The organism is Robiginitalea aurantiaca, assembly GCF_030380815.1.
Classification (GTDB): domain Bacteria; phylum Bacteroidota; class Bacteroidia; order Flavobacteriales; family Flavobacteriaceae; genus Robiginitalea; species Robiginitalea aurantiaca.
Genome location: NZ_JAUDUY010000022.1, coordinates 1 through 1,915, shown reverse-complemented (window position 1 = coordinate 1,915; position 1,915 = coordinate 1). Strand labels below are relative to the sequence as shown.

The following is a 1,915-nucleotide window of genomic DNA, read 5'->3' as shown; positions in this document are numbered from 1 at the left end:
GACTACTGCCAACTTTATATACTAATGACAAACAGCGAACAACATCCTTCAACTTTGTGTTCATTCAAAGATAAAAACCCGGTCCGGCCAATTAAAAATTCTTCCTTTAATAGCCTTTTAACAAGATGGCTCGCGAACAGCTCTCTAGAAAGGAGGTGTTCCAGCCGCACCTTCCGGTACGGCTACCTTGTTACGACTTAGCCCTAGTTACCGATCTTGCCCTAGGCCGCTCCTTACGGTGACGGACTTCAGGCACTCCCGGCTTCCATGGCTTGACGGGCGGTGTGTACAAGGCCCGGGAACGTATTCACCGGATCATGGCTGATATCCGATTACTAGCGATTCCAGCTTCACGGGGTCGAGTTGCAGACCCCGATCCGAACTGTGACCGGTTTTTTAGATTCGCTCCGCCTTGCGACGTGGCTGCTCATTGTACCGGCCATTGTAGCACGTGTGTAGCCCAGGACGTAAGGGCCGTGATGATTTGACGTCATCCCCACCTTCCTCACGGTTTGCACCGGCAGTCCCGTTAGAGTCCCCATCTTTACATGCTGGCAACTAACGGTAGGGGTTGCGCTCGTTATAGGACTTAACCTGACACCTCACGGCACGAGCTGACGACAACCATGCAGCACCTTGTAATGAGTCCGAAGAAAAGGGTATCTCTACCCCTGTCCCACTACATTTAAGCCCTGGTAAGGTTCCTCGCGTATCATCGAATTAAACCACATGCTCCACCGCTTGTGCGGGCCCCCGTCAATTCCTTTGAGTTTCATCGTTGCCGACGTACTCCCCAGGTGGGACACTTATCACTTTCGCTGGGCCGCCGAACCAATAAAGGCCCGACAGCTAGTGTCCATCGTTTACGGCGTGGACTACCGGGGTATCTAATCCCGTTCGCTCCCCACGCTTTCGTCCATCAGCGTCAGTCGGCGGTTAGTGACCTGCCTTCGCAATCGGTGTTCTATGTGATATCTATGCATTTCACCGCTACACCACATATTCCGGCCACTTCACCGCAACTCAAGACCAGCAGTATCAAAGGCAATTTTACGGTTAAGCCGCAAACTTTCACCCCTGACTTACTGGCCCGCCTGCGGACCCTTTAAACCCAATAATTCCGGATAACGCTCGGACCCTCCGTATTACCGCGGCTGCTGGCACGGAGTTAGCCGGTCCTTATTCGTACGGTACCGTCATCTACCCACACGTGGGTATTATTCTTCCCGTAAAAAAGCAGTTTACAACCCATAGGGCAGTCTTCCTGCACGCGGCATGGCTGGATCAGTCTTTCGACCATTGTCCAATATTCCTCACTGCTGCCTCCCGTAGGAGTCTGGTCCGTGTCTCAGTACCAGTGTGGGGGATCCCCCTCTCAGGGCCCCTACCTATCGGAGTCTAGGTGAGCCGTTACCTCACCTACTAACTAATAGGACGCATAGCCATCCTTTACCGTAATACTTTAACTACAAAAAGATGCCTCTTCGTAGTACTATGGGGTATTAATCCGAATTTCTCCGGGCTATCCCCCTGTAAAGGGTAGGTTCTATACGCGTTACGCACCCGTGCGCCACTCGTCATCAGATTGCAAGCAATCCATGTTACCGTTCGACTTGCATGTGTTAGGCCTGCCGCTAGCGTTCATCCTGAGCCAGGATCAAACTCTTCATCGTAGTCTTTAAATATATCGCCTCGCGGCTTCCATCTTAAAACTAAAATTCCAAATTCTCAACCAGCTCGGTCCAGGTCTTTATCCCTGAACGTTAAATTGACGGATGTTGTTAATTATTTGTACATGCCCTCCCCTTCGTCAAAATGGGAGAGCTACGCTGTCTGTCAGTATGTCAATGAACTTCTCTTAAAACACCCCTCAAGTTCCCTCGAAAAGCGGGTGCAAATATAAAGAGGGTTTTTT

General features: G+C 50.9%; 1 rRNA gene. It reads right to left on the bottom strand.

Annotated elements, in window-relative coordinates:
* Positions 1 to 148 precede the first annotated feature (148 nt).
* A 16S ribosomal RNA gene (locus QU605_RS15250) occupies positions 149 to 1,673 on the bottom strand.
* Positions 1,674 to 1,915: the final 242 nt, after the last annotated feature.